A 3,548-nucleotide genomic window follows, 5' to 3' on the forward strand; every position below is an offset into this window, starting at 1 on the left:
TTTCAAAATTAGATTTAAAGTTTTTATTTATAGATTCAAAATCCTGCTCTTTTATTATATTTGCTAACTTTATCTTTTCCTCTAAATAATCTAAGTCTTCATTATAAGCATCATCAATTATTGATGTTATGTATTGTTTTTTATTTTCTAAATCAAACACTATAATATTCTTATAGAAAATAAACTTCATATCACTTATGTTAAAATCCTCTTTACTTGTATCTGGAAGTTCTTCTAATATTCTTCCTGTATCATATGATATATAGCCTATTGCCCCTGAAATAAATGGTATATTGTCATATCCATCATTATCAAGTTTATATTTATTTATAAGATTTTCTAAAACAGTAAAAGGCTCTCCATGAATCTTAACTTTATCGATAAATGACTCTTGTCCTTTCGATTCAAAAATCATAAAAGGATTTATTCCTATAAAAGAGAATTTAGATAAAATTTTATCTTCTTTAGATGAATCAAGTAATATTGTATTTATTTCGTCCTTGAAAATATTATAAACTTCAAGAGGATTGTAATTTGTACTTATTTCTCTAACCCTAATCATCTTTATTCTCCTTAAAGCTCTTCGATATTTGTATAAAATTCTCTATTATCTTATGTCCCTCTTCTGTCATTTCAGCTTCTGGATGAAATTGAACTCCAAAAATAGGATATTTTTTATGTTTTATTCCCATAACTACATTATCTTCGGTGTAACTAGTTACTTCTAAGTCATTACTAATATTTTTATTATCTATTATAAGTGAATGATATCTTGTTACCCTCAATGGATTTTTTACGCCATTAAAAATATCTTTATTTGAATGATTGATATAACTTATTTTTCCATGAACAGGTTCTTTTCCTTTTATTATATTACTAGAAAAATAATGTCCTATGCACTGATGACCTAAACATATTCCAAGTATAGGCTTTACTCCCTTAAATTTATGTAAAATTTCTAATGATATCCCTGCCTCATTAGGTGTCTTAGGTCCTGGCGAAATTATTATTCCATCTATCTCTAACATTTCTATTTCTTTAACAGTTATCTTATCATTTCTATATATTAAAACTTCTTCTCCTAATTCTTCTATATACCTAACTAAATTAAACACAAAAGAATCATAATTATCTATCATTAAAAGCATAAATATCCTCCATGTTTTATATTAAAAGTAAATCTATTGTGTTAAAATATTTTTAATGAATAGATTATATCATAATAATATATAACTTTAAAATTTTAAGTTACATATTATTAATTTGAAAGGAGAAGATATATGTTTAAATGCGATTTGCATATTCATTCTATTTGCTCTGATGGTAGATTTACTCCTAGAGATATAGTAAAAATGGCAAAAGAAAAGAATTTAGATTATGTTTCATTAACAGACCACGATACATTAACTGGTATAAAAGAAGCTTTAAATAAAGCAGAGGCTCTTAATGTTAAGTTTATTCCCGGAATAGAGCTATCTACAGAATATAATAGAGAATCAATTCATATTTTAGGCTTTTTTAATAAAGATAATTATGATCATCCCGAACTTAATAATATATTAGCCGAATTAAAAGAAAGAAGAATTTCCAGGCTCATAAGATAGTTGATAATCTAAAAAAATATCATAATATTAAAATTGATATAAATAAGGTTTTATCTAACGGAAAAGATACTATAGCAAGACCTCATATAGCGAAAGCTATAATAGATGCTGGTTATTCTTATGACCATGATTATATTTTTGATAACTTTATAGGTAATAACTGCCCAGCTTATATTCCATCTACTAAACTTTCTACAAAGGAAGGGATCGAATTATTAAAGAAGTATAATGCCTTAGTTTTTTTAGCACATCCTGTATTGGTTAAGAAAACACCAGTTGAAGATTTATTAGATTTAGGATTCGATGGACTTGAAGCTATTTATTATAAAAATAAAGAAGCTGATACAGAGAATTTTTTAAGATTAGCTAAAAACAGAAATTTATTTATTTCAAGTGGATCCGACTGTCATGGTATCCCTAATGATAAAGGCCATGGAAGTGTTGGAGATGTTAATATTCCTCAAGAGGATTATATAATCTCAATGTTAAATTGGGTTTTATCTTATGATTAAATCATAAAGGGCTGTTAAATAGACAGCCCAATTAATAATTTTTTATTTTAATTGTATAGTCGCTTCGCATATTTGAAAAATATTATACTTATTATTAATACTGAAATTCCTCCGAATAGAACTACTATATAAGGTTCTATACTTTGAAGTAAAATTCCCGATATTATATACGATATTGGGACTACTACTTTTACTATACTTATTGTTAAACTTATTGATCTTCCTCTATATTCTTCCTCTATATTAGTTTGCATAGTATATGAAAATGGAATATCAACTAAAGATATACATATACCCATAAATATCATTATAATTAAATAGTACATTATATATACATTTATATTATTTATAGTTTTAAATAGTATCGGAATAGAAAGTAATATTATATTAACCGACATGACTATTCCTACTGCTGAAAAAATATTGTTTAATTTATATTTAGCCATAATTTTTTTAACTACAAATGCACCTATTATCATTCCTACAGGGATTCCTCCCTGAATTAATCCATAACTTTTAGCTGGAATTTCTAATATATTATTTAATATAATTGGTATTGGAATCGTAACTGAAAAAGATATAAAAAAGTTAAATATTATAAATATAGATAGAATTCTAATAATGTATCTTTTACTTATTAAATATTTAAATCCTTCTGCTATTTCCTTAAAATAGTTCAATTTCCCAACAGTAATACTTTCACTATACATTTCTTTTGATTCATTTTCAGTATTATATTTAAAATCAATTAAAGTATCTAAAATTGCTGAAACTATAAATGAAATAGAATTTATTAATATAAAAGTTTCTATATTAAAAGCAGCAAATGCCACTCCCCCTAATACTGGTCCTAACACAGAAGATATTGAATCTATTATTCTATTTCCTGAATTAATGTTAACTACCTTTTCCTTTGAAACAATATTAGGAATGGCTGAATCTATGCTTATATCAAATATAATGTTTATGCTTGTAATAACAAAAGTACTTAAATAAATAGTTCCTAGATTTAACCCCTTCCAATTACTGATTAAGTACACTGTAAATAAAAATATTCCATTTAAAGCGTTAGCTATAACTGCTAACTTCTTCTTGTTAAATTTATCTACTATTACTCCTACAAAAGGATTCAATATAATTATTGGCAATACACTTAAAATCAAAGTAGTAGAAAAGCTAATGCTTGACCCAGTTATCTTTAATGTATATAAGCTTATGGCAAAAGTATATATGGCTGTCCCAAATATTGATATCAAATTTGCTAGATAAAATAAAATAGAGTTTCTATCTTCTTTATTCTTTATATATTTCATTTTTATCACCTCTAGAAAATTGTATAATATCTTCTATACAACATATCAACCCTATATTTTTCGATATTTTTATTATATTTTAAAAAAAGGTAGGGTTAACCCTACCTTTTTCCAAAATA

Annotated in this window: 4 protein-coding genes and 1 pseudogene; 2 read left to right on the top strand and 3 right to left on the bottom strand. The window is 25.2% G+C overall.

The features are described from left to right. A pseudogene (locus A500_RS08835) lies at nt 1-562 on the bottom strand (aminodeoxychorismate synthase, component I); the annotation flags it as partial. Then, complete coding sequence (locus tag A500_RS08840; protein WP_016207234.1) at nt 555-1,148, bottom strand: anthranilate synthase component II; 594 nt, start codon at nt 1,146-1,148, stop codon at nt 555-557. The gene A500_RS08840 and the pseudogene A500_RS08835, both read right to left, overlap by 8 nt. Before the next feature lie 132 nt (nt 1,149-1,280). Between A500_RS08840 and A500_RS21890 the strand changes: the two genes are divergently transcribed. Next, nucleotides 1,281-1,604, top strand: a complete 324-nt coding sequence (locus tag A500_RS21890) for a PHP domain-containing protein (RefSeq protein ID WP_016207235.1) — start codon at nt 1,281-1,283, stop codon at nt 1,602-1,604. A 257-nt stretch (nt 1,605-1,861) separates the two neighbouring features. Beyond that, nucleotides 1,862-2,116 (top strand): PHP domain-containing protein, encoded by a 255-nt coding sequence (locus A500_RS21895; protein WP_016207236.1) that lies wholly within the window; start codon nt 1,862-1,864, stop codon nt 2,114-2,116. Nucleotides 2,117-2,163: 47 nt separating this feature from the next. Here A500_RS21895 and A500_RS08850 read toward each other — a convergent pair whose 3' ends face one another. Further along, nucleotides 2,164-3,429: an MFS transporter gene (locus tag A500_RS08850; protein ID WP_016207237.1), complete on the bottom strand. Its 1,266-nt coding sequence runs from the start codon at nt 3,427-3,429 to the stop codon at nt 2,164-2,166. Nucleotides 3,430-3,548 lie beyond the last annotated feature (119 nt).

The sequence above is a fragment of the Clostridium sartagoforme AAU1 genome (genome assembly GCF_000401215.1).
GTDB lineage: Bacteria > Bacillota > Clostridia > Clostridiales > Clostridiaceae > Clostridium > Clostridium sartagoforme.

What these genes read in the sequence shown, in the direction of transcription:
- A500_RS21890 (WP_016207235.1), top strand. Translation starts at nt 1,281, where the DNA reads ATGTTTAAATGCGATTTGCATATTCATTCTATTTGCTCTGATGGTAGA.
- A500_RS08850 (WP_016207237.1), bottom strand. Translation starts at nt 3,429, where the DNA reads ATGAAATATATAAAGAATAAAGAAGATAGAAACTCTATTTTATTTTAT.
- A500_RS08840 (WP_016207234.1), bottom strand. Translation starts at nt 1,148, where the DNA reads ATGCTTTTAATGATAGATAATTATGATTCTTTTGTGTTTAATTTAGTT.